This is a genomic window from Streptodolium elevatio (genome assembly GCF_053592165.1).
This window is the reverse complement of the sequence record NZ_JBSFVE010000011.1, coordinates 60,292-78,726: the sequence shown is the minus strand read 5'-3', so window position 1 is coordinate 78,726 and position 18,435 is coordinate 60,292. Positions and strand designations below refer to the sequence as shown.

The window sequence follows — 18,435 nt, the reverse complement described above, 5'->3', positions numbered from 1 at the left end:
TCAGGCTACCCACCGGCATGTCGGGGGCAAGGCGCGGCACCGATCCGCCAGGGCGTCCCGGCTCCTGTCCTTCCGGCCGGACCGGATGGGACAGTTGGCCGTGCCGGGGCTCACCGGCCGGGACTGCCGCCTGCCGCTGCGCCGACCACCGCGCGGTACGCCGCCTCGACCTCCCGGGTGACCTCGTCCGCCGAACCCAGCTCCCGCAGACGCCGATGCCCCGAGCGGCCGAGACGGGCCCGCTCGCAGCCGTCGGCGAGCAGGCCGTCCAGCGCCTCGGCGAGGGCACTGACGTCGCCCGGCGGCACCAGGATCCCGGCCCGGCCGCCGTCGAGCTGGTCGGGCACGGCACCGACCGCGCTGGCGATCACCGGCACTCCGGCGGCCATCGCCTCCAGGACCACGAGCGGCGCGCCTTCGGTGAGCGAGGGCACGCACAGGACGTCGGCGGCGGCCACCGCCCTGGCCCCGTCGGCGTGTTCCCCGTGGAAGCGCATTCGGCCGCCGAGTCCCAGCCCGGCCGCGAGGCCTTCGAGGCGGTGCCGCTGGTCGCCGTCGCCGACGACGCTGAAGGTCACGTCGGGGTGGGCGTCGGCGACGAGCGAGGCGGCGCGTACGAAGAACTCCACGCCCTTCTCCGGCCGCAGGCGCGCGACCACGCCGACCACCGGACCTCCGGGCGGCCCGGATGTGCACTCGGTTGTGCGCTCGGGTGTGCGCTCGGGGCCAGGGGCGGCGGCCCGCGCCGACCCGAACAGCGCCGTGCCCACGACGCGCACGCGGCCGCGCAGCACCCGGTCGCTCGTACACAGGCGGTTCCGGATCTGCGGCGACACGGCCAGCACCAGTGCGCATCTGCGGTACAGCAGGCGGCTGTACGCGCAGGCGATCCGGCCGCGCCACGACGCCATGCTGTGCTCGGTCACCACCACCGGGACCCCGACCAGCGGTCCGCCGAGCGCGGCCGCCATCGATGCGGCGTGCACATGGGCGTGCACCACGTCGAAGCCGCCCGCCCTCGCCATGCGCGCGATGCGCACCGCGAAGGAGACGCTCAGCCGTTTGGCGACATGCCGCCGCCCCAGGACCACCACCGGCACGCCCGCCCGGGCGAGCCGTTCCGCGGACCGGCCCCCGCCTTCCGTGCAGGCCAGAACCACACGGTGGCCGCGTTCCGCCAAGGCCACCGCCAACCCCACCACTTGGTCCTGCGCGCCGCCGATCCGCAGATCGTCCACCGCGAGCAGAACGCGCAGCCGCGCTCGGTCGTGCACCCCACCCACCCCACCAACCTGTCAGACGCCCTCATGCTGCACGAGTCCCGGAGGGGGGACAGTGCCGGGCAGCGGACGCGCCCTCGATCGGATGGCCGCACTCCACCCGCGCGTGTGGTTCCACGTCGCGGTGGCGCCCTCCCCCCGGGGCGGCGTACGGTTCAAGGCTCGATGAGCCCGACACGGATTGCGTAGCGGGTCAGTTCGAGCCGGTCCTTGAGGCCGAGCTTCTGCAGCATGTTGGAGCGGTGCCGCTCGACGGTCTTGGCGCTGATGACCAGGAGTTCGGCGATCTCCTTGGAGGTGTGGCCCTCGGCGACGAGCTTGAGCACCTCCTCCTCGCGGTCGGTGATCGCGCGCTCGGGCAGCGCGCCGCCGTCTCCGCCGCGGTCGAGGTAGTGCCGGACCAGGGTGTTGAGCGCGCCCGGGTAGACGAACGGCTCGTCGCGCACGGCGGCCCGGCAGGCCTGGACGAGGTCGCGGTCGGCGACGGACTTGAGGACGTACCCGCTGGCGCCGACCTTGAGTGCCTCGAAGAAGTACTGCTCGTTGTCGTACATGGTCAAGAACAGCACGCGCGGCGCGGGTCGCAGCCGGGCCAGTTCGCGGGCCGCCTGGAGCCCCGTCTTGCGGGGCATGGCGATGTCCAGGACGGCCAGGTCGACGCCGCCGCCGCGGACCGCCGCGACGGCCTCGGCACCGTCCGCGGCCTCCGCGACCACCGTCAGATCCGGCTCGTTGTCGAGGATGAGCCGCACGCCACGGCGTACCAGCGCGTGGTCGTCGGCGAGGAGGATGCGAGTGGGCCGTTCCGTCACGCCCGGCTCCCGGCTGTACGCCCCGACGCGTCCGGCGCCCCCGCCGCGCACAACTCCGCGGGCGGCGGCACCGACAGGCGCAGGACCGTCCCGCCCGAGGGCCGCGTCCCGACCCCGAGGCGGGCGCCGATGAGCAGCGCGCGCTCCCGCATGCCGCGCAGTCCCGCGCCCTCGGCCGCGCCGCCGGGTCCCCGCCCGTTGTCGCGGAGGACCAGGTCCACGCCGCCGGAAGCGGTGCGCGCCAGCGCGAGCACCGCCTCGTCCGCCCCGGAGTGCCGAGCCACGTTCGTCAGTCCTTCCTGTGCCACGCGGTACAGCACGAGTTCGGCGTCGTCCCCCAGCGGGGGCATGTCGGCGCCGATCTCGTGCCGGATGACAAGGCCTTTCGTGGTGAAGTCGGCGGCCAGCGCCCGCAGCGCGCTGGGCAGCCCCAGTTCCTCCAGTACGCCCGGTCGCAGCCGCCGGGCGATCCGCCGGACCTCGTCGAGGCCGTCCCGGCAGGTCTCCTGGGCCACGACCAGGTCGCCGCGCGTCGCCTCGGGGGCGTGGTCCGCGGCGTGCTTCAGCTGGAGCAGCACCGCGGTGAGCGTCTGCCCGACCTCGTCGGCGCCGCGGACCGGCTCCGGTACGGACCCGGCCTGCGGGAACAGCGTCGCGACCATACCTCCCGGGGCATTTTTTCGGATCATCGGAGCAGGTGTCCATCCGTGCCGGCACCCATGTCCCCCGCACCTCGGCGGATGGCAGCATGACGCGTCGTCCACCCGGACGGCCACTCGGAGAGTAAGGAGAACATCCGTGCCTGCCCCGCGGATGAGCACCACGCCTTTGCCCGGCATCGGCGTTCAATACGACCTCACCACGCGCGAACACCGGCACCTCTCGGTGGTAGCCCATCGGGACGGCGCTCGCACGGTGAGCGTGTACCGCGCGGACGACCCGGACGCGTGCGCGCAGTCGCTGCGCCTGACCGCCGCCGAGGCGGCGTCGCTGATCGACGCGCTGATGCCGGCCCACCACAGCCCGAACATGCTGCACACCACCGACCTCGGGCTGGTGGCCGAGCGGATCGAACTGTCGGGGCACAGCCACTGGAACGGCCGGACGCTCGGGGACACGCGGATGCGGACCGAGACCGGCGCGTCGATAGTCGCGGTGCTGCGGCGTTCGGGGGCGGTGCCGTCCCCCACCCCGGACTTCCGGTTGGCCGGGGGCGACACCCTGATCGTGATCGGCACCCGCGAGGGCGTGGACACCGCGGCCTCGATCCTCGGACGGGAGTGACCCGGTGCATTCCGCGGTCTTCCTGATCGAGTTCGGAGCCATCATCCTCGCGCTCGGCCTGCTGGGCCGGGTCGCGGGCCGCCTCAAGTTCTCTCCCATCCCGCTGTACCTGCTCGCCGGACTGGCGTTCGGCGAGGGCGGCCTGCTCCCGCTGGGCGCCAGCGAGGAGTTCGTCGCCATCGGCGCCGAGATCGGCGTCATTCTGCTGCTGCTCATGCTCGGTCTGGAGTACACCGCCAGCGACCTGGTGTCGAACCTGCGGACGCAATACCCGGCAGGTCTGGTGGACTTCGCGCTCAACGCGATTCCGGGCGCGCTCGCCGCGTTCCTGCTGGGCTGGGGCCCGGTCGCGGCGGTGGTGCTCGCGGGCGTCACGTGGATCTCGTCGTCCGGCGTCATCGCCAAGGTGCTCGGTGACCTCGGCTGGGTCGGCAACCGCGAGACGCCGGTCATCCTGAGCATCCTGGTCCTGGAGGACCTGGCGATGGCGGTCTACCTGCCAATCGTCACCGCGCTGGTGGCCGGGGTCGGCATCGCGCAGGGCAGCCTGACCCTGGCGATCGCGCTCGGCGTGGCGGCCCTCGTGCTGTTCGTGGCCGTCCGGTACGGGCGGCTCATCTCGCGCTTCGTCTCCAGCGACGACCCGGAGAAGCTGCTCCTGGTGGTCCTCGGCCTGACGCTGCTGGTCGCGGGCGTCGCGCAGCAGCTCCAGGTGTCGGCTGCGGTCGGCGCGTTCCTGGTCGGCATCGCCCTGTCCGGCGAGGTGGCCGAGGGCACGCACACGCTGCTGAGCCCGCTGCGGGACCTGTTCGCCGCGGTGTTCTTCGTCTTCTTCGGCCTGCACACCGATCCGGCGAGCATTCCGCCGGTGCTGCTGCCCGCGCTCGCCCTGGCGCTGGTCACCGCGGCGACCAAGGTGGCGACCGGCTACTGGGCCGCGAAACGAGCCGGTGTCGGGGTTAAGGGACGCTGGCGCGCGGGCGGCACGCTCGTCGCGCGCGGCGAGTTCTCGATCGTGATCGCCGGTCTCGCGGTCACCGCGGGCATCGAGCCGAAGCTCGGCCCGCTGGCCACCGCGTACGTACTGATCCTGGTGGTCATCGGCCCCCTGACGGCCCGTTACAGCGAGGTCGTCGGCACCAGGTTCGCGGACCGCACCGCAGAGAATCGTTCCGTCGTCGCCCCACGCACCGCCCTCGACGGCGTCCCGCCCACCCCGGTCCCCACGACCCCGGACCCGGACAAGGACGGCACCCAGGACTGATCGCCCGGTTCCGGCGCCGGCCACGCCAGGTCGCCACAGCGCCCCCGTCGTCGGCCCCCGGACGGCGGGGGCCACACCGCTGCGCGCCCTGCGCGCGAGAGATGCGGGTCGCAGGACGCGCGACGGGGCTCGGGGCGAAGCAGTACGCGGGGGCGTGTAGGGAACGCCCGCGGCGCGAAGCCGCGGCCCACCGCGAAGCGGCGGGGTTGCGCGACGCCGTCGCGGCCCGGCCGCGAACTCGCGCTTACGGCGTCATCGACCGTGTCGACTACTCCGGCACCGGAGTACGCGTGCACGCCCCATCACCATGTGCGGAGCGATCACAATCGTCCTGGCCGTCGCCTGTCACCGCCGTCGTCGGCAAGGCGCGGCCGCAGGCCCCTGGCCGACCGCCGTTCGGGTGCTCTCACCGAGTCGTGCCGCAGCGCCCGTCCGGGCGCGTGGGTTGCGCGCGTGCACCTGGTCGTCGGCCTACGGTGTTGCCGGGGTGTGCAAAGTTCGACGCAAAAGCCTTGTGCGGTTCGGTCATTGGTCCCCGGTGCGCCGCGCCGGAGGATCGTGGCATGGATCTTCTGGACAGGCTCGTGGACAAGGGGACGCGCGGCGCTTCCGCGGACCGCGCCGACGCACTGGCCGTGCTGGCGACCGCGGACGACGAACTCCTGGACGTGGTGGCCGCCGCCTGGCGGGTCCGGCGCCGCTGGTTCGGGCGGCGGGTCAAGCTGAACTACCTGGTCAACCTGAAGTCGGGCCTGTGCCCGGAGGATTGCACGTACTGCTCGCAGCGGCTCGGCTCGGAGACCGGCATCCTCAAGTACACGTGGCTGAGCCCCGAGGAGGCGGCCGCCGCGGCCGCCGCGGGGACCGCCGGGGGCGCCAAGCGGGTGTGCCTGGTCGCGAGCGGCCGCGGGCCCACCGATCGGGACGTCGAGCGCGTCGCCTCGACCGTCGCCGCCATCAAGGCGCAGAGCCCGGGCGTGGAGGTGTGCGCGTGCCTGGGACTGCTGTCGGGCGGCCAGGCGGAGCGGCTGCGCGAGGCGGGCGTGCATGCGTACAACCACAACCTCAACACCTCGGAGGAGGTCTATTCCGACATCTGCTCCACCCACGGTTTCGCCGACCGCGTCGACACCGTGCGGCGCGCCCACGACGCGGGGCTGTCGGCCTGTTCGGGGCTGATCGCGGGTATGGGCGAGTCGGACGACGACCTGGCCGACGTGGCCTTCGCGCTGCGCGGGCTGGGCGTGGACTCGGTGCCGGTGAACTTCCTGATCCCGTTCGAGGGAACGCCGCAGGAGGGGCGCTGGGACCTGACCCCGCAGCGCTGCCTGCGGATCCTGGCGATGGTGCGCTTCGTGTGTCCCGACGTCGAGGTACGCCTCGCCGGCGGCCGCGAGATCCACCTGCGGACCCTTCAGCCGCTCGCGCTGCACATCGCCAACTCGATCTTCCTGGGCGACTACCTGACCAGCGAGGGCCAGTCGGGCCGGGCCGACCTCGACATGATCGCGGACGCCGGGTTCGAGGTGGAGGGGACGGGCGCCGCGACGCTCCCGGGACGTCGTGACGAGGACACGTCCGGGGCGGCGGGGCGCGCCGACCTCGTCGCCCTGCGACTGCGCGGCGCGGGAACCGAGGCACCGCCGAACGCGTGACCGCTAGCCGCGGGCCCGGCGGCGACACGGGCGCCGGCGGGCCGGGCGGCACCGGCACCGTTCAGCAACCGTGCCCGCTCAGCAGTGGTAGGGGTACGACGCCGCCTCCGCCGCCGCCCGCTCCGCGTCTCCCGCGCGGATCGCCTCGACCAGCCGCGTGTGGTCCATCGGTTCGTCGGTGGCCAGGTCCGTGCCCACGTCGTCGCGCAGCCAGTCGCGGAGCAGGGCGCCGAGGTCGGCGTACAGCTCGGTGAGGACGTCGTTGTGGCCCGCGGCGACGACGGCCATGTGCAGGCTCGCGTCCGCGGTGACGAACGCCTCGGCGTCGCCCGACGACCACGCGGTGGCCCGGCGGGCCAGCCAGGTGTCCAGTTGCCGGAGGTCCTTGTCGGTACGCCGGGTCGCGGCGAGCCGGGCCGCCGTCGACTCCAGCGTGGCGCGTACCTCGGCGACGTGGCGCGGATCGGCGTCGGCGAACCGCCGGTGCATGACGCCGGACAGCTCGCTGGTGGCGAGCACGTAGGTGCCCGACCCCTGCCGGATGTCCAGGAGCCCGGTGTGCGCGAGGGCCCGGACGGCCTCGCGGACCGTGTTGCGCGCGACGCCGAGTTGCTCGACGAGCTCCGGCTCCGTCGGGATGCGCGACCCGACCGGCCACTCGCCCGAGGTGATCTGCGCCCGCAACTGTGCCGCCACCTGGTCGGAGAGGGCCGCGCGTCGCGGTGAGGTCAGGGGCATGCCACTCCTTCGGTGCGACACCGGAGCAAGCCGGGGTCAACTGGACAGCCAATCATCCCATGATTCTATGATGGGAGTCATGTCCCACCACGAGAGCCCGTCGCCGCGCCGCGCCCAGGAGCCGGACGCACAGGCGCGCCGGCGCGAGAGCATACGCACCGACCACGCTCCGACAGACCTTCAGGACTCCGGCCCGGGCCCCGCCGCGGCCGCCTCCGTGCTGCCGCGCCAGGGCGGCGTACGTGCTCCGCAACCGCCCGGGACTTCCGTCACGCGGCAGGACTCGCCGCTCCCCACCTGGTTCGCCGGGGTCCTCACCGTCGGCATCGTGCTCGCGGCCCTCAACCTGCGGCCCGCGATCACCAGCCTCGGCGCGCTCCTCGAGGAGACCCGCGACGGGCTCGGCATGAGCGGGACGGTCGCCGGTGTCCTGACTTCCGTGCCGCCGCTGTGCTTCGCGGTGTTCGGCATCACCGCGCCGCGCCTCGCCCGCCGCTTCGGCCCCGCCGCCGTGGTGTGCGCCGGCATGGTCGCGGTCACCGCCGGCATGGTGATCCGCCCCTTCGCGGGCGGCACGGTCGCGTTCCTCGCCGCGAGCGCGTTGTCGCTGGCGGGCATCGCGCTCACCAACGTCCTGCTGCCGGTGATCGTCAAGCGCTGGTTCCCGGACCGGGTCGGCAGCATGACGGGCCTGTACTCGATGGCGCTGGCCATCGGCACCTCGGTGGCCGCCGCCGCGACGGTGCCCATGACCGATGCCCTCGGCGGCAGTTGGCGGGCCGGCCTGGGCGTGTGGGCGGCGCTCGCCGCCGTCGCGGTGGTGCCGTGGGTGCCCGTGGTACGCGCGGCCCGACGTGACCGCCGCCAAGCGCCCGCGCCCGCAACCGCTGCCGCGTCCGGCACGACTCCCGCCGGCGCAACCACCTCCGGCGCGTCCGGCGACGGCAAATCCGTCGGCGGCAGGTCCACCGACGGCGACGTACCGGCGGGGCGGGCTCCCGGCGTCGCACGCAGCCGTACCGCGTGGGCGCTCGCCTGCTACTTCGGCTTCCAGGCCACCGCCGCCTACATCACGATGGGCTGGATGCCGCAGATCTTCCGGGACGCCGGGGTCTCGGCCGGCCAGGCGGGCGTACTGCTCGCGGTCACCATGGTCATGGGCGTACCGCTCGCGTTCGTCATCCCGCGTCTGGCAAGCCGCCTGCCCCACCAGGGAGTTCTGGTGGCCACCCTGGGCGCGTTCGGGCTCGCGGGGTACGCCGGGCTCTACTTCGCACCCGCCGGTGGCGCCTGGGCCTGGGCCGTCCTGCTCGGCATATCGAACTGCGCGTTCCCGCTGGCGATCACGATGATCGGCCTCCGGGCGCGCTCGGCGGCCGGCATGGTCGGGCTGTCGGCGTTCGCGCAGAGCGTCGGCTACCTCATCTCGATCCCGGGCCCACTGCTGGTCGGCGTGCTCTACCAGCACACCGACTCGTGGGACCTGCCGATCGCGCTCATGGCGGCCCTGATGGTCCCTCAGATCCTCTTCGGCGTACGCGCCGGCCGCAACCGCCAGATCGAGGACGAACTGCGGCCGGTCGTGACCGCCTGACGGAGGGCGGCGAGGCCGCGCCTACCGCAGGATGCCGGTCGGCCGCGGTAGTCCGGCGGCCTCGCAACTCTCGTAGTACGCGCGCAGGTTCGCGGCGGCATCGGAGACCGCGACGACGTTGCCGTCCGCGTCCAGGTACTCGGTGATGCCGTGCACGATCGTCAGCGTCTCGGTGACCTCGGCGTTGTCGGCCGGCACGAAAAGCGTGTGCGTCGAGCCCGGCGGCTCGTACAGATAGGAGCCCGCGCGGTTGACGAAGCCGTGCTCGCGGTAGCCCCACGCCCCGGACAGCGTGAACATGTGCACGGCGCCGATGTGCCGGTGGGTGCCCACCTCCAAGCCGGCGGGCAGGCGTCCGGCCATGACGTATGTGCCCTCGGCCAAGTCCGCGCGCAGGAGCCGCATCATGGTCCCCGGGTACGCGACGTTCTCAACCCAGGGGACGTCCTCCACACCCACGTGTGCCGCTTCGGGTATCACCGTTAAGCCCCTCGTCTCCGCGCCGCCCCGCGTCCGACTCTAGAACGGCCGCACACGCACCGGTTCAGCCGGTCCGGCCGACTCAGCCGACGCGGTCCTGTGCACCTGACGCGCCCGAGACGCCCGAGGCGCCCGACGCTGGCGGCGACGCCTGCGGCAGATGAGGTGCCAAGTGGTGCCCCGGTGCCGCGGAGAGGATCCCCGGCCAACGCCGCCGGGCGCCCTGTCTCGTGATGCGGCACGCGTTGCCCAACTGCGGGTACCCCGCGCCCGCGTCGGCGGCCAGCGCGGCGGCGTCCTGCATATGCTCCTCGACGGCACGCTGGATGTGCATCAGGACGCGGAGTTCGGCGAGCGCGTCGCGGCGGACCGCCTCGTCGTGCGGCGCGTCCGGGTCCCGGGGGTCCCGGAAAGCGGACCGGGTCAGGCGGTGCGCCAGGTCGGCAACGGCCGCATGCGCCACCGCGGCGATCTCGTCCTCCGAAAGGACGGACATGAAGGGTGTGCCGGGCATAGCGAACACCATAGATCGGCCGCGTCGCGACAACAACGACATGAGGGCGCTCGGCGGTCCGCGTTTCGTCGTCCCCGCGGCGTGGCGCGCGACGCGGCGGCGAGGGGACGAATCGCCTTCAACCACGCAGGTATTCGTCCAGTTTCCGCAATGCGCCCTCTGGGGCTTGCGGTGCGCGCGTGACACGGAATAATCCGGTGCGCTGAGCGGACGGCCGTTTCCGGCCACGTTGCCACCCCCCGGACCCGCACCGGTGCGGCGTTCGCTCTTCGTCGAGCGCCCGCCGATCCCCGGAGTTTCCTGTGCGACGCAGCACTAAAAAGTACATATCGAGCGCGGCCGGCATCGGAGCCGTCGCCCTCGGCCTGCCGGTCGTCGCGACCGCCCCCGCCTACGCGACCGGCGAACATTGCGAGAAGGCCGCCGTCGAATACTCGCTCGACGGCGGAGACACCTGGACCAGCGACGGCCGCATAAACCGGGCCACCCCGGTCACCAAGATCCAGGTCCGCCTCAAGACCGAGGTCAAGAACTCCTGCGAGTACGCGGTTTCGCTCGCCTCCTACTCCGCCGAGGGCCCCACCTGGGCCACGTCCGGCACCCAGGCCTTCCTCGGCTGGGACACGACGACGCTGCGGAAGGGGAAGAAGCAGGCGGAGCTCGACGTCTCCAAGTACGCCCCGGAGTGCTTCGGCCAGATCGACCTGTACGGCAACGGCAAGAAGTACGACGGCGTCCAGGAGCCCCTGCCGCGCTACCCCCACGCCAAGTTCCCCAAGGACCTGATCACGGCGTGGAACGGCGGCGACAAGTGCGAGAAGCCGCCGACCACTCCGCCCGCCACCACCCCGCCGGCCACCACCACTCCGCCCGCCACCACGACGCCGCCGACCACCGCGCCGGCCACCACCACGCCGCCCGCGACGACCAAGCCTCCGACCTCCGCGAGCGCTTCGCCGAGCACCTCGACCAGCAAGCCGCCGACGTCGACCGCTCCGGTGCCGACGACGACGGACACCGAGGCTCCGGTGGGTCAGCCCGAGGTTCCGCCGACGACCGAGACCGCCCCGCCCGCCCTCGCGGACACCGGCGGTGACAACAACGCCGCCGTCATGATCGGCGCGTCCGCCGGCGTCCTGCTCGTCGGTGGCGCGGGGGTCCTGTTCTGGAACCGTCGCCGCAACAACGGTGGTACGCCCGCCTGAACAGGCAACGCCCGGTGAACCGGCGGCCCGCGCGTGACGCGTGGCCGCCGGGACACCGCGTCGGCCCGGTCGGAATCACCCGACCGGGCCGACGCATGTTCAGCCGCAGACGCGGAACGTCGCGGACGCGGCCGGAGACCGGGAACGCCCCGTCCTCAGGCCGGGACGTCGAACGCCTCGGAAACACCCGTGAACGGCCCGTCCTCCGTGTCCCCGTGGAACCGCAGGCGATAGCGTCCCGCCGCGGCGCCCGTCGTGTCCCACTCGACGCGGGCCACCGCGTACCGCTTCCGCGGACCCGTGCCCCGCGTCCAGTGCAGCCGCGTCGCCCAGTCCCCGTCGTCGGCGACCCGCGTCCATACGTCGGCCCCGGCCTCGTGCTCCACCTCCAAGTACGTGCCGCCGCGCCGCAGTTCCGTGCTCGGATGCCCGGCGACGAATTCCGCGGCCACCACGCTCCCCGTCCGACTCAGCGACAGCGGCTGCCCGAACACCCGGCCAGGGGGCGCCAACACCGGCGCGGCTGCCGCGGCGCCCCGGTTGAACCGCCGTCCCGGTGGAACCGGCCGTCGCCGGTGAAGGCGGGCAGGACCCGCATGTCGGACAGGTCGACGTGCGTGATGCGGTGGTCGAGCACGAGGTCGAACGAAGTCCCCTCGCCGTTCCGGCCCTTGTCCGCCAGCGCGGCGGCTGCGTCGGCCTGCCGTGTCCCGATGATCCTGGTGTTCTCCGCCATGTCCTCGGTCGGGCCGCTGCCGGGCCGCAGGTTCAGGTTCGGCGACACGTCGCCGGCATTCGTCTGCGCGAACGCGGTGATCAACTCCTGCGGGGCGTCCGCCAGATAGTCGCAGCCGCCGAGCACGCGCTCCCAGTGGTAGCCGGCGTAGCCCTTGTTGTCGCCGCTGACCAGCCGGTTCCGGTTGGTCATGCTCGTGTTGTGCACGGCGAACCAGTTGATCGCACCGACGAGTCGGCCGTCACGCTCGATCGACAGCAGGGTCGTCTGCGGGTCCACGCCGCCCGGGAAGAGCGCGCGGTCGGCGGCAGGATTGCGGTCGAACGCGCGGCGGGCCCGGTTGGCACCGGCGTTCTCCAGCCGCCCGTGCGCCAACCGCAGCGCCGCCGGGGCCAGATCCTCGTGCGCGGCGAGAGCCGCCTCGACGATGCCGTCCACGACGGCCGCGAACGTCTTCGGCCGGAAGCCGCCGGTGTTGCCGTTGTAGAGGGCGTGGTGGGCATAGCCGCCGGGGCCGCAGTGCGTGTGGGTCGCGGTGATCATCACGTTCGACTCGGTGTAGCCGCGGGGCAGCCGGGCGAGCACCGCGCGTACCACGCCGCCGAACATCAGCGGCAGGTCGCACACCACGATCATCAGGCGCTCGGTCCCGTCCGAGAACGCGAACGCCCGGGCCCGCAGACGGGTATGCAGGCCCGCGCTCTGCTGGAACGCCATGCCGTAGCCGAGCATGCCGCACTCGGCGATCTCACCGGTGATGTCGGCGATGCCCCTGCCGACAAGTCCACCCGTCCCGGTCGAGGCCACGTGCCGTCCCCCGTCGCCGCACTGTCGTTGCCCGGACTCCCCGGCCGACCGGGGTTCGCGCCGAATGCTCCGGCCGGCGGCACCGGCTGTCAAGAACCCGGGCCACGCCCCGCCGTCGGCCCGCCCGACAGGTACAGCCGGAACCCCTCGGCCTCCGCGACAAAGCCGAGCGACGTGTAGAGCAAGTGCGCCCCGTCGTCGACATGCCGCTTGTGGGACAGCAGTTGAACCTTGTGACACCCGGCTGCGCGGAGATCGTCGAGAGCGCGGCGCAGGATCGTGCTCGCGACACCCTGCCGCCGATGCTCCGCCGACACGACCACGGCCTCGATGAACGCGCTGGGCGCGCAGTCGTAGGTGACGTTGGGCATCACGATGACCGTTGCCGTGCCCACGGGCTCACCGCCGAGTTCGGCGACGTACACGGTCAGTTCGTCGGATCGCAGCATGCGGGCCCATGTCCGCCCCTCTGCCTCCGACGCCGAGCGCGGCGGTCGGCCGCCGGGGTCGCGTCCGGCGTGCACCGCCAAGACGGCGAGGAGGTCGTCCGGGCCCGCGGTGCGGACCACCAGCGAGGCGGCCGCCGCCGGGGGCGTATCGCGCCTCCCGCTCACTTCCGGGGTTCGACCACGATGCCGATCGTCTTGTCCGGGGCGCGCAAGTCGTCGAAGGCAGCCGGGACTTCGTCGAGGCCCACGCGGCGGGTGATCCACGGCTCGACGTCCACCTCGCGTGCCGCGAGGGCGGCGAGCACCGTACGCAGAGCCGCGGGGTCGGCCGACGCGGAGAAGGTCAGGCGGAGGTTCTTCTTCACCGCAAGGCCGGTGCGGATCGGGTCGGGGTCGTACTGCCCGCTGACCTCGACGATGTGGCTGTTGCGCGGCACCTCGGTGAAGAGCCAGGCCAGCATGCCGGCAATACCCGTCGTGTCGAACACGGTCGGCGGCTGGGTCGCGCCGGTTTCGGCGAGTGCGTCGAGCCAGGTGCGGCTGTGCACGTCCACCACGATGTCCGCCCCGACGGCGAGTGCCGCGGCGCGCCGCAGTTCGGTCGGCTCCGCGGCGATGACCGGGCCGCGCCCGTGCCGCCGCAGGGCCGCGACGATGCCGAGGCCGACCTGCCCGGTGCCGAGCACGACCGCGGGCGCGCCGTCCGGGATCGCGGCCGTGCGTACGCTCATCTCGCCCACGATGAGCGGCTCGACGAACACCGCGTGCAGCGGGTCCATGCCCTCGGGCAGCGGGGCGATGAGCCCGGGCGTCGACAGGAGCATGCGCTCCGCGTAGCCGCCCGGGTAGGTGTCGGAGAATCCGACGACGCTGGTGTGCCCGTCCGCGCCGGTGACGGTGCCGAGTCCGGCGCCCAGGTCGCCCGGGGCGAACCCGACCGCGTCGGGGCCGGCTTCGAGGACGCGGAAGACGAAGCAGTGCCCGAGCATGACGCCGCGCGCCGGGTCGAAGATCATCGCGGTGGAACCCGAGTCGCGCGCGCAGCCGAGGTACGCCTCGGTGTGGTCCATCAGGTGGACGTCGCTGCCGCAGATCCCGCACGCCACCGTCTCGACGAGGATCTGCGATCCCGTCGGCGCGGCCAACTCCGGGATGTCCCGGACCTCCAGGCGCCCTTCGATACCGACGACCACACGCATGCCGGTCCTCCGTTCCCCGCCCCGCCCCGGACGGAGCCGTTCGCTCGGAATCTTGCTGCAGTCAAGCAATGACGCCGTGCAACGTCAACAACGTGCGGATTGCGACGCGCACCGCGCGCGACGGGGCCAAAAGCCTGGTGCCCTCCCCCGGCCGCGCGACAATATGGGTCGGGAAACGCGTCGAGAACCAGAGCCCCGGTAGCGCTCTCGGCAGCGGTCGAATGCACCCGGCACCGCGTGCCGGGCCCCCACGAGTCGAGGTGAGTGGCGCATCACCGACCGGACGAGCCGCGGCGCAGCCCGGTCCGGCACCGCGGCGACGCGGTCCGCCGGCCGGCTCACCGGCGTCGACATCGCGCGGTTCCTGGCGATCTTCTGGATGTTCGTCGCGCACATCGGCCCGGACCGCGACGACGGGTGGCCGAACCGGCTCCTGTGGCTGGGCGACGGTCGGGAGGCCGCGCTGTTCGCGTTCCTCGCGGGCGTCTCGCTCACCCTGGTGCACGGCGAGCGGCTGCGGCTGCCGTGGCGTGACCCGGAGGCCGCGGCGACCTCCCGGGCGGTGGTGCGGCGCACCGTCGAGAAGTCGTTCCTCCTGCTGCTGCTCGGCCTGTGGCTGGCCGGCTTGGAAACGGGCGTGCTCGTCATCCTGCCGTTCTTCGCCCTCTACTTCGTCGTGGCGCTTCCGGCGCTGTACCTCCCGACGCGCACGATCGCGGTCACGGCGGCCTATTGGGCCTTCGCGGGGCCGATGGTGTCCTTCATCCTGCGCTACAGCTGGGAACGGGTGGACCCGGGCTACCGCGTACCCGACTTCGGAGCCCTGGCCGATCCCGGGGAGTTCGTCACCACGCTCTTCGTCACCGGCACGTACCCGGTCATCACCTGGATGCCGTTCGTCTTCGCCGGGATGGCCGTCGGACGCCTCGACCTGCGCAGCGTCCCGGTGCTGTGGCGGCTGACCGGCGCCGGCACCGCGCTGGCGCTGCTCGGGTACGGCGGCTCGTGGCTGATCGTCGAGGCCGGCGGCGCGGGGACCCAGCTCCAGACCGCCACGGACCGGCTCTTCGACGCCCCACCCGGCAGCGTGTCGGTGTTGGAGGCGCTGGGGTGGTACACCGGCAGCACCCCGCCCAACGACCCGACCTGGCTCGTGGTCGCGCAAGGCCACAGCGGCACCCCCTTCGAGGTGGTCGGCGCGACCGGCGTGGCCTGCGCCGTCCTCGGCCTGTGCTGCCTGGCCTGCATGCGCTTCCTGGACGGCGACCGGCGGCCGGCGCCGTGGTACGTCGCCGCCCCGGCCGCCGTGGGTGCGATGTCGCTGAGCGTCTACACGGTCCACCTGATCGCGGGCTGGTCCTCGCTGACCCCCGGTGCCGGATCGTGGGTGCGGCTCCTCGCGTACACCGCCGTCGCCCTGGCCGGCGCGTGGCTGTGGGCCCGCCTCCTCGGCAAGGGGCCGCTGGAACGGGCTCTCGCGGTCGCGGGCGGCAGGTCGCCGGACGTCCGCTCCCCCGGCCGCCCGGCCGACCCCGCCCCGAACGCCGCCGCTTCCCCCGACTCCGACACCGGTACCGACACCAATACCGATACCGACGGCGACACGGGCACCGGACGCAGTTAGCGGTCGTCGATGCCGATCCCGAGCACCTGGGCCAGCGCGGGCGCCAGTTCGAGTAGTTGCAGGCCGCTGATGGTGGCGCCCCTGAGCGCCTCCACTCCCGAGGTGATCCGCAGTCCGGCCGCCTCCCGCAGGTCGACCTTGGCGAGCTTCGCCTTCTCCAGGCTCGCGCCGTCCAGCGTCGAGCCGGGGAACGACACGCCGGTCAGCGTCGCCCCGGCGAAGTCCGCGTCGCGCAGCATGCAGTTGACGAACGACACGTCGCGCAGCGCCGAGGCCCGCAGGTTCACGGAGTCGAACTTGCAGTTGTGGAAGACCACTCGGCGCATCTGGGCGCCGTGCATCTGCAGCCCGGCCAGCAGCCCCGCGGCGAACTCGCAGTCGAGCCAACTGCTCTCGGCGAGGTCGGCGCCGACGATGCGCACGCCCTCCAGCCACACGTCGTCGAACCGCGTACGCCGGTAGCGCCCGCGCGTGACCGTCGCCGCCGAGAACGCGCACTCGGTGAACCCGGAGCCGCCGCCTTCCGCGTCCTCGAGTTCCGTGCCGTCGAAGTGCACGGAATCGTACGTCCCGTCGCGCCGGAGGTCGCCGTCGAACGGCTCCAGCCGATGGGCGTAGGGCAGTTCTCCGAGTTGGCGCGCGGCACGCACAGGCATCGGCAGACCTCCGGGGGATGGCAGGGACAGAGTCGCCCCTATCCCTATCGCGCCCCACCCTCATCGCCCCAATCCGCCGCCACCCGTGCCACCGCCGATCCGCCTCGTTGATCCGCCTGGCCCCGCCCGTCATCGCCCTTCCACGGCGCAGCCGTCGAGCAGCCCGGCCTCGGGTCGACCTCCTGGCGGTCGGCGTGAGCAGGGCCACACCATTTGGGTTCCGCTTCCGCGCAACACAACCGTTGTGCGGCGTAGTCATCCAGGTGGGAGGACCGGGCGGACGTCGCCCGGGCGGTGCTGTCGGGCGACGCGCGGTGGCGGAAGGGAGCATGCGGTGCCACGTGTCGCGACGCGGGCCGCCGGCCGCCGTGCGCCGGGCCGCGCACCCGCCCTGAGCCCCGCCCCCGAGGCCGCCGACGGCACGGCGGCGGACCTCCAGGCGGCGGACTCCTCGGCAGCGGTCCGCGAGCCGTCGTCCGGCCGGGGCAGGGACCTGTCCCCGACCGGGGCCGGGATGTCGGCCGTGCGCGGCGGCGCGAACCTCGCGGCCGGCTCGGTCGTGTCGCGCCTGACCGGGTTCGTGCGCAGCGCGATCATCGTGGCGGCGCTGGGCACGGGGCTGTTCGCGGACGGCTACAACGTCGCCAACACGGTGCCCAACATCCTCTACATCCTGCTCGTCGGCGGCGCCCTGAACTCCGTGCTGGTGCCGGAGCTCGTCCGGGCCGCTCGGCGGGACCGGGACGGCGGCGCGGCGTACACCGACCGGCTGGTGACCGCGGTGTGCTGCCTGCTGCTGGCGCTGACCGCGGTGACGGTGGCGGGGGCGCCGTGGATCGTGTCGGCGTACGCGCATTTCGAGGGTCCGCAGCGCGAACTCACCGTCACGCTGGCCCGCTACTGCCTCCCCCAAATCTTCTTCTACGGGTTGTTCGCGCTGCTGTCGGAGGTGTTGAACGCGCGCGGGCGGCCGGGCCCGGCGGCGTGGACGCCGATCCTCAACAACGTCGTGGTGATCGCCGTCTTCGCCGGCTACCTCAAGATCGCACACGGCGCGAACGACGCGGGCGAGGTCGACGCCGACCAGGTGCGGCTGCTCGGGATCGGCACCACGCTCGGCATCGCCGTGCAGGCGTTGACCCTGTGGCCATATCTGCGGGCCGCGGGCGTGCGGCTGCGGCCGCGGTTCGACTGGCGCGGGCACGGGCTCGGCGCGCCGCTGCGGATGGCCGGGTGGGCCGTCGCGCTGGTCGCGGTGTCGCAGGTCGCGTACTGGCTCACCACGCGGCTGGCCACCACGGTCGCGGAGCGGGCGGACCGCGCGGGGATCGGGCACGGCGTCGGGTATACCGCGTACGCGAACGCCCAGCTGCTGTGGATCGTCCCGCACGGCATCATCACGGTCTCGCTCGCGACGATGCTGATGCCGCGCATCAGCCGGGCCGCGGCCGAAGGCGACCGGGGCCAGGTGTGGGCGTACGTCGCGCGCGGGCTGTGCTTCAACGCCCTCGCGATCGTGCCGTGCGCGTTCTTCTTCCTGGCCCTCGGCCCGCAGTTGACCGCGGTGGTGTTCCAGCACGGCGCGACCTCGGCCGCCGACACGCGCGCGATGGGCCTGATGCTGTGCGCGTTCGCGCCCGGGCTGGTCGCCTACTCGGCCGGATACCTCATCCAGAAGGGGCACTTCGCCCTCCAGGACCCCCGCGTTCCGCGCCGGGCGACGGTCACCACCGCGGTCGCGGGGTCGGTGCTGAGTGTCGCGGCCTACCTGCTGATGCCGCTGGCGTGGGCGGTCACCGCCATGGCCGGTGCGTATTCCGCCGCGCAGGTGATCGGCCTGCGTCACCCCGCCGCGCGGTTCCGGCGCGCCCTCAAGGACGTCGACGCGGCCCCCGTCCTCAAGGTGCATGTCGCGGTGACCCTCGCGGCGGGGACGGCCGCAGGCGCCTCGTTCCTCCTGGCCCGGTTCACCGCCCGCGTCTGGTCGGACGGGCCGTTGGCCTCCGGGCTCGTGCTGCTGGGCGCCACGGCGGTTTTCGCCGCCCTGGTGGTGCCCACAGCCCTGCGCCTGATGCGCCGCCCGGACGCGCGCGGTGGCCGCCGGAGGGCACGCGGCCGGTCGAAGTGACCCGCGGATG

General features: G+C 73.2%; 17 protein-coding genes and 1 pseudogene. 7 read left to right on the top strand and 11 right to left on the bottom strand.

Annotation, left to right across the window (positions count from 1 at the left end; all coding sequences use genetic code 11):
- Positions 1-110: 110 nt before the first annotated feature.
- From ACWD12_RS20895 to ACWD12_RS20885, 3 genes and pseudogenes are all read right to left on the bottom strand, one after another.
- Positions 111-1,274, bottom strand: a complete 1,164-nt coding sequence (locus ACWD12_RS20895; protein WP_450100761.1) for a glycosyltransferase family 4 protein — start codon at positions 1,272-1,274, stop codon at positions 111-113.
- 161 nt (positions 1,275-1,435) lie between these two features.
- Entirely contained in the window at positions 1,436-2,092 is a 657-nt protein-coding gene (locus tag ACWD12_RS20890) for a response regulator transcription factor (RefSeq protein ID WP_358355106.1), read from the bottom strand.
- A pseudogene (locus tag ACWD12_RS20885) lies at positions 2,089-2,697 on the bottom strand (sensor histidine kinase); the annotation flags it as partial. The gene ACWD12_RS20890 and the pseudogene ACWD12_RS20885, both read right to left, overlap by 4 nt.
- Positions 2,698-2,905: 208 nt before the next feature.
- Between ACWD12_RS20885 and ACWD12_RS20880 the strand changes: the two are divergent.
- The 3 genes from ACWD12_RS20880 to bioB all read left to right on the top strand — a co-directional run bounded on the left by ACWD12_RS20880 (position 2,906) and on the right by bioB (position 6,295).
- Positions 2,906-3,376, top strand: a complete 471-nt coding sequence (locus ACWD12_RS20880) for a cation:proton antiporter regulatory subunit (RefSeq protein ID WP_358355178.1) — start codon at positions 2,906-2,908, stop codon at positions 3,374-3,376.
- 4 nt (positions 3,377-3,380) lie between these two features.
- Positions 3,381-4,640, top strand: a complete 1,260-nt coding sequence (locus tag ACWD12_RS20875) for a cation:proton antiporter (protein ID WP_450100760.1) — start codon at positions 3,381-3,383, stop codon at positions 4,638-4,640.
- Positions 4,641-5,203: 563 nt separating this feature from the next.
- Positions 5,204-6,295 carry a biotin synthase BioB gene (gene bioB, locus ACWD12_RS20870; protein ID WP_450100759.1) on the top strand — a complete coding sequence of 364 codons (1,092 nt, stop codon included), beginning with the start codon at positions 5,204-5,206 and terminating at the stop codon, positions 6,293-6,295.
- A gap of 78 nt (positions 6,296-6,373) precedes the next feature.
- Here bioB and ACWD12_RS20865 read toward each other — a convergent pair whose 3' ends face one another.
- Positions 6,374-7,033, bottom strand: a complete 660-nt coding sequence (locus ACWD12_RS20865) for a FadR/GntR family transcriptional regulator (RefSeq protein ID WP_450100758.1) — start codon at positions 7,031-7,033, stop codon at positions 6,374-6,376.
- Between the two features lie 79 nt (positions 7,034-7,112).
- Here ACWD12_RS20865 and ACWD12_RS20860 point away from each other — a divergent pair, with 79 nt between their 5' ends.
- The gene (locus tag ACWD12_RS20860) at positions 7,113-8,627 is read left to right on the top strand and encodes a CynX/NimT family MFS transporter (RefSeq protein WP_450100757.1); all 1,515 of its coding nucleotides are present in this window, start codon (positions 7,113-7,115) and stop codon (positions 8,625-8,627) included.
- Between the two features lie 21 nt (positions 8,628-8,648).
- Here ACWD12_RS20860 and ACWD12_RS20855 read toward each other — a convergent pair whose 3' ends face one another.
- On the bottom strand, positions 8,649-9,107 hold the full coding sequence (locus ACWD12_RS20855; protein WP_358355096.1) for a 2,4'-dihydroxyacetophenone dioxygenase family protein: 459 nt from the start codon (positions 9,105-9,107) through the stop codon (positions 8,649-8,651).
- Between the two features lie 82 nt (positions 9,108-9,189).
- Entirely contained in the window at positions 9,190-9,621 is a 432-nt protein-coding gene (locus tag ACWD12_RS20850) for a hypothetical protein (protein ID WP_450100756.1), read from the bottom strand.
- A 302-nt stretch (positions 9,622-9,923) separates the two neighbouring features.
- Here ACWD12_RS20850 and ACWD12_RS20845 point away from each other — a divergent pair, with 302 nt between their 5' ends.
- Positions 9,924-10,826: an LPXTG cell wall anchor domain-containing protein gene (locus ACWD12_RS20845; protein ID WP_450100755.1), complete on the top strand. Its 903-nt coding sequence runs from the start codon at positions 9,924-9,926 to the stop codon at positions 10,824-10,826.
- 155 nt (positions 10,827-10,981) lie between these two features.
- Here ACWD12_RS20845 and ACWD12_RS20840 read toward each other — a convergent pair whose 3' ends face one another.
- The 4 genes from ACWD12_RS20840 to ACWD12_RS20825 all read right to left on the bottom strand — a co-directional run bounded on the left by ACWD12_RS20840 (position 10,982) and on the right by ACWD12_RS20825 (position 14,017).
- Positions 10,982-11,278 (bottom strand): neutral/alkaline non-lysosomal ceramidase C-terminal domain-containing protein, encoded by a 297-nt coding sequence (locus tag ACWD12_RS20840; protein ID WP_450100754.1) that lies wholly within the window; start codon positions 11,276-11,278, stop codon positions 10,982-10,984.
- Between the two features lie 17 nt (positions 11,279-11,295).
- A complete protein-coding gene (locus tag ACWD12_RS20835; protein WP_450100753.1) occupies positions 11,296-12,369 on the bottom strand; it encodes a neutral/alkaline non-lysosomal ceramidase N-terminal domain-containing protein in 1,074 nt (357 codons plus the stop codon).
- Between the two features lie 89 nt (positions 12,370-12,458).
- Positions 12,459-12,983: an N-acetyltransferase family protein gene (locus ACWD12_RS20830; protein ID WP_450100752.1), complete on the bottom strand. Its 525-nt coding sequence runs from the start codon at positions 12,981-12,983 to the stop codon at positions 12,459-12,461.
- Positions 12,980-14,017, bottom strand: a complete 1,038-nt coding sequence (locus tag ACWD12_RS20825) for a zinc-binding dehydrogenase (RefSeq protein WP_450100751.1) — start codon at positions 14,015-14,017, stop codon at positions 12,980-12,982. The genes ACWD12_RS20830 and ACWD12_RS20825 overlap by 4 nt, the downstream gene beginning before the upstream one ends.
- A gap of 271 nt (positions 14,018-14,288) precedes the next feature.
- Between ACWD12_RS20825 and ACWD12_RS20820 the strand changes: the two genes are divergently transcribed.
- The gene (locus ACWD12_RS20820; protein WP_450100930.1) at positions 14,289-15,641 is read left to right on the top strand and encodes a heparan-alpha-glucosaminide N-acetyltransferase domain-containing protein; all 1,353 of its coding nucleotides are present in this window, start codon (positions 14,289-14,291) and stop codon (positions 15,639-15,641) included.
- Here the strand turns inward: ACWD12_RS20820 and ACWD12_RS20815 are convergent.
- The gene (locus ACWD12_RS20815; RefSeq protein ID WP_450100750.1) at positions 15,638-16,297 is read right to left on the bottom strand and encodes a pentapeptide repeat-containing protein; all 660 of its coding nucleotides are present in this window, start codon (positions 16,295-16,297) and stop codon (positions 15,638-15,640) included. The two genes, ACWD12_RS20820 and ACWD12_RS20815, sit on opposite strands and share 4 nt — an antisense overlap.
- A 334-nt stretch (positions 16,298-16,631) precedes the next feature.
- On the opposite strand from ACWD12_RS20815, the gene murJ reads away from it, so the two are divergent.
- On the top strand, positions 16,632-18,425 hold the full coding sequence (gene murJ / locus ACWD12_RS20810) for a murein biosynthesis integral membrane protein MurJ (protein WP_450100749.1): 1,794 nt from the start codon (positions 16,632-16,634) through the stop codon (positions 18,423-18,425).
- Positions 18,426-18,435: the final 10 nt, after the last annotated feature.

What these genes read in the sequence shown, in the direction of transcription:
- ACWD12_RS20860 (WP_450100757.1), top strand. Translation starts at nt 7,113, where the DNA reads ATGTCCCACCACGAGAGCCCGTCGCCGCGCCGCGCCCAGGAGCCGGAC.
- ACWD12_RS20880 (WP_358355178.1), top strand. Translation starts at nt 2,906, where the DNA reads ATGAGCACCACGCCTTTGCCCGGCATCGGCGTTCAATACGACCTCACC.
- ACWD12_RS20825 (WP_450100751.1), bottom strand. Translation starts at nt 14,017, where the DNA reads ATGCGTGTGGTCGTCGGTATCGAAGGGCGCCTGGAGGTCCGGGACATC.
- bioB (WP_450100759.1), top strand. Translation starts at nt 5,204, where the DNA reads ATGGATCTTCTGGACAGGCTCGTGGACAAGGGGACGCGCGGCGCTTCC.
- ACWD12_RS20815 (WP_450100750.1), bottom strand. Translation starts at nt 16,297, where the DNA reads ATGCCTGTGCGTGCCGCGCGCCAACTCGGAGAACTGCCCTACGCCCAT.
- ACWD12_RS20850 (WP_450100756.1), bottom strand. Translation starts at nt 9,621, where the DNA reads ATGCCCGGCACACCCTTCATGTCCGTCCTTTCGGAGGACGAGATCGCC.
- ACWD12_RS20865 (WP_450100758.1), bottom strand. Translation starts at nt 7,033, where the DNA reads ATGCCCCTGACCTCACCGCGACGCGCGGCCCTCTCCGACCAGGTGGCG.